Annotated in this window: 5 protein-coding genes; 3 read left to right on the top strand and 2 right to left on the bottom strand. The window is 70.4% G+C overall.

The features are described from left to right. The coding region (locus DSY14_RS27155; RefSeq protein WP_211719455.1) for an ATP-grasp domain-containing protein at positions 1-290 on the bottom strand (290 nt) is incomplete at its 3' end. 366 nt (positions 291-656) lie between these two features. Beyond that, positions 657-1,067: a cobalamin B12-binding domain-containing protein gene (locus tag DSY14_RS27150; protein WP_211719454.1), complete on the bottom strand. Its 411-nt coding sequence runs from the start codon at positions 1,065-1,067 to the stop codon at positions 657-659. 145 nt (positions 1,068-1,212) lie between these two features. On the opposite strand from DSY14_RS27150, the gene DSY14_RS27145 reads away from it, so the two are divergent. The 3 genes from DSY14_RS27145 to DSY14_RS27135 all read left to right on the top strand — a co-directional run bounded on the left by DSY14_RS27145 (position 1,213) and on the right by DSY14_RS27135 (position 3,738). Further along, positions 1,213-1,521 carry a hypothetical protein gene (locus tag DSY14_RS27145; protein WP_211719453.1) on the top strand — a complete coding sequence of 103 codons (309 nt, stop codon included), beginning with the start codon at positions 1,213-1,215 and terminating at the stop codon, positions 1,519-1,521. A 100-nt stretch (positions 1,522-1,621) separates the two neighbouring features. Continuing rightward, entirely contained in the window at positions 1,622-3,145 is a 1,524-nt protein-coding gene (locus DSY14_RS27140) for a DNA-3-methyladenine glycosylase 2 (RefSeq protein WP_249188544.1), read from the top strand. Between the two features lie 2 nt (positions 3,146-3,147). After that, positions 3,148-3,738, top strand: a complete 591-nt coding sequence (locus DSY14_RS27135) for a methylated-DNA--[protein]-cysteine S-methyltransferase (protein ID WP_211719456.1) — start codon at positions 3,148-3,150, stop codon at positions 3,736-3,738. Positions 3,739-4,049: the final 311 nt, after the last annotated feature.

Here is a 4,049-nt window from a genome sequence, read left to right as displayed (position 1 = left end):
GCCTCTTCGACCAGGACACGGTGGACCGTGTGGCCCTTGATGTCCATGCCGAGGATCTGCTCGGCCTTGGCCTGAGCGTCCTCGGGGCCCTCGGCGACCTTGACGCCACCGGCCTTACCGCGGCCACCGGTCTTGACCTGGGCCTTCACGACGACGCGGGGCTTGCCCGCGGCGGCGAACTCATCAGCGATGGCACGTGCCTCAGCGGCCGTGCTCGCCACCTTCCCCTGGGGTACGGGAACCCCGTACTCTGCGAAGAGTTCCTTCGCCTGGTATTCGAACAGGTCCACGAGGGTCCGTCCTTGTAACTCGCTGGCTCAAGTGTGTACCGGGGTGGCGTGTCCGGATCGGCGGTGACGCACTGAACAGTGGTCACACGACACAAGCCCCGGAGGGGAATGGGCCGCCTACAGAGATCGAGATCGCCGCAGCGTTGCCACCCGCGACATGCGCAAAGCTTAGTCGCCCGTGATCCGGCCGCCGGCCACCGGGGCGGCGTTGGCCCCTCCACAAGGCCCCGAAAGCCGCTCAAGCGGCACTACCGAGGCCCTCACGTGGGAAATTATGTGACCAGAGACACGGCGGATAACACCGTTCAGGGGTCGTTACGGCGTACATCGGACTTCTGCCCGGATGCGACGAACGTCACGATGCACTCAGGCGGCGTGCGCCGGGCGGATGTTCTCCCGGACCCACTCGGCGATCTCGGCCGTGGGCGCTCCGGGGGTGAAGATCCGAGCCACCCCCATCGCCTCCAGCTCCGCGATGTCGGAGTCGGGGATGATGCCACCGCCGAACACGCGGATATCGGTGGCGTCGTTCTCCCGCAGCAGCTCCATGACCCGGCCGAACATCGTCATGTGGGCGCCGGAGAGCACCGAGAGCCCGATGGCGTCCGCGTCCTCCTGCAGCGCCGCGGCCACGATCATCTCCGGGGTCTGCCGCAGGCCGGTGTAGATGACCTCCACCCCGGCGTCCCTCAGCACCCGGGCGACGATCTTGACGCCCCGGTCGTGTCCGTCCAGACCCGGCTTGGCGACGATGACCCGCGCGGCGGACTCGGCCATGGTGTACCCCTCACAACGGTTCCCCGGGCACCCGGCACCCCTTGTGAGGGCCCTCTCGGGCGCCGAGAAGGAGATGATGAACTCGTGTGAAGAGTAACGCAGCTCACTCGTGGATGCCCGGCGCGGGTGCGGGTATCTTCCGATCATGGGAGACAACGTCAGCGGCTTCGAGCACATCAGCACCGATGACCTGCGTGAACGCGCCGTGGATCTGGCACGGCAGCGTTGGGACGTGCGGTTCTTCTGGAAACTGCTCGGCCTCATACCCGCAGCCGAGGCGGCCGCGGGTAACACGAACGCCAGCGAGGCGAGCGTCGCCCAGGCCTCCGGACTGCTCTACGAGGCGCTCTCCGCGGAGAGCGACCCGAACGTGCAGGAGGCGATGCGCCCGGTCTACATCCAGTACCTGGTCGATCACGACGCCGCCCCCGAGACCCAGAACCAGAACGAGTAGTCCCGGCCCGAGCGGCCGGACCCCCGGAAGGAGCGCCCACCACCTCCATGTCCGAAAACCGCCGGCACTGGTTCCACGTGTCGGTGAACATGGAGGGGTGATGGACGACGAACAGCGCTACCGCGCGGTGAGCAGCAGGGACTCCCGTTTCGACGGGGTCTTCTACACCGGCGTGCGCACCACCGGCATCTACTGCCGACCGAGCTGCCCCGCGGTCACGCCCCGGCGGGAGAACGTCCTGTTCTACCGTTCCGCGGCGGCGGCCCAGGAGTCCGGTTACCGGGCCTGCAAACGCTGCCGCCCCGACACCGTGCCCGGCTCCGCCGAGTGGAACGTACGGGCCGACGTCGTGGGTCGGGCGATCCGTCTCATCAACGACGGAGCCGTGGACCGGGGTGGGGTCGGGGCGCTCGCCCGGGACCTCGGTTACAGCGAACGCCAACTCCATCGACTGCTCACCGTGGAGGTCGGTGCCGGGCCCCTGGCCCTGGCCCGCACCGAGCGGGCGCACACCGCCCGGATCCTGGTGGAGACCACCGACCTGCCCATGGCCGACACCGCGTTCGCCGCGGGTTTCGCGAGCGTCCGCCAGTTCAACGAGACCATGCGGGCGGTCTACGACCGCTCCCCCACCCGGATGCGCGCCGACGCCGACGGCGCCGCCACCTCGACCGGTGCCGGCACCCTCAGCCTGCGACTGCCCTACCGGGGCACGATCGACTCGGCCGGGATGCTCGCCTTCCTCGGCGAACGCGCGGTCCCCGGCGTCGAGGAGTACGTCGACGGGGTGTACCGGCGCACACTGCGGTTGCCGCACGGACCGGCCACGGTGGAGCTGTCACCGGCCACCGACCCGGCGCGGGCCGGCGGTCACGTGCTGTGCCGACTGTGGTTGACCGAACCACGCGACCTTGCCGGCGCGGTCCGCCGTTGCCGGAGTCTGCTGGACCTGGACGCCGACCCCGAGGCGGTGGCCGAGACACTCGGTCCCGACCCCCTGCTGGGACCGGTACTGCGCCGGCGGCCGGGAGTGCGCGCACCCGGTCACGTGGACCCCGCCGAACTCACGGTGCGCGCCGTCCTCGGGCAGCAGGTGTCGGTACGGGCCGCGCGTACTCTGGCGGGGCGGCTGGTCGAGCGGTTCGGTGAGCCCCTTCTGCGGCCCGACGGTGGCCTGACCCACACGTTCCCCTCGCCCGAGGCCCTGGCGGCGGCGGATCCGACCGGACTGTCCATTCCGGTGGCACGCGGTCGGGCCCTGGTGGGGGTGGCGGAGGCCGTCGCCGACGGACGCGTCGACCTGGGTCCGGGCTGCGACCGGGACGAGGCCGAACGACGGTTGGTGGAGCTGCGCGGGATCGGTCCGTGGACCGCCCGGTACGTGCGGATGCGCGGACTCGGCGACCCGGACGTGTTCCTGGAGTCGGACCTGGGGGTGCGAAAGGCCCTGGAACGTGCGGGGCGACCGTTCACCCCGGCGGCGGCGAGGCGGGATGCCCGGGCGTGGAGCCCCTGGCGTTCGTACGCGACCCATCTGTTGTGGGCGTCCTTGGGCGACGAGCCGGGGACCCCGGAGGACGAAGCGCCCCGCAAGGGACGTGACGAGCGCCGAGAGAGGCGATGACGATGACCTACACCGACCAGGACGCACTCCCGCTGGACCTGCCCGCGCCCGTCGAACCGATCCCGCCCACCAGGGAGACCGCGGTGCGGTTCCGGGAGCCGATGCCGGGTCCGATCAGGTACACCACGATGGACTCGCCCCTGGGTGAACTGCTGCTGTTCGGCGACGGGGAGGCTCTGGGTGGGGTGTCGACCCCGCCCAAGGACGGTGCGCCGCACCATGTGCCCGAGGGATGGCTCGCCGAACGGACACCGTTCACCGAGGTGGAGCGGCAGTTGTCCGCGTACTTCGCGGGTGAGCTCCGCGGGTTCGACCTGCCACTGGCCCCGTCCGGGACCGTCTGGCAACTACGGGTGTGGCGGGCGTTGACCACCATTCCCTACGGGGAGACCGCCGGATACGGCGAGCTGGCCGAGGAACTGGGCAAACCGACCGCCTCCCGGGCGGTGGGGTCCGCGAACGGCCGCAACCCGATCAGCGTCATCGTGCCCTGCCACCGTGTCATCGGGGCGAACGGATCCCTGACGGGGTACGCGGGAGGGCTGAGCCGCAAGGAGTTCCTGTTGACGCTGGAGGGCAGGCACCGCGGGTGACGGATACCCGGCCGCGCCGGGTGCGGGTTCGACCTCGGTCGGCCCGCACCCACTGACGCGGAGCCGATCGAGTGGTGTCCACAGGCCCGAAGATCGGGTCTGGCGGGGTGTTCGGGGCGCGTGGTCCCATCGAAGTCGGGGGCGTCTCGGCCTCCGCCGACCTCGCGCTGCCCGAAACCGGAAACACTCCCCTCGAAGAACACCGACCACCCGGCGCCCTCTCCGCGAACCGCCGTCGCAGCCGAGCGGAACGAAACGGAACACCACACGGCAGAACCCCACCCGTTTCCGGGCACAAAAAAAGGGGGGCC

It is taken from the genome of Nocardiopsis sp. MG754419 (assembly GCF_018207095.1).
In the GTDB taxonomy this organism is placed as follows: domain Bacteria; phylum Actinomycetota; class Actinomycetes; order Streptosporangiales; family Streptosporangiaceae; genus Nocardiopsis.
This window is presented reverse-complemented; position numbering and strand designations above follow the sequence as displayed.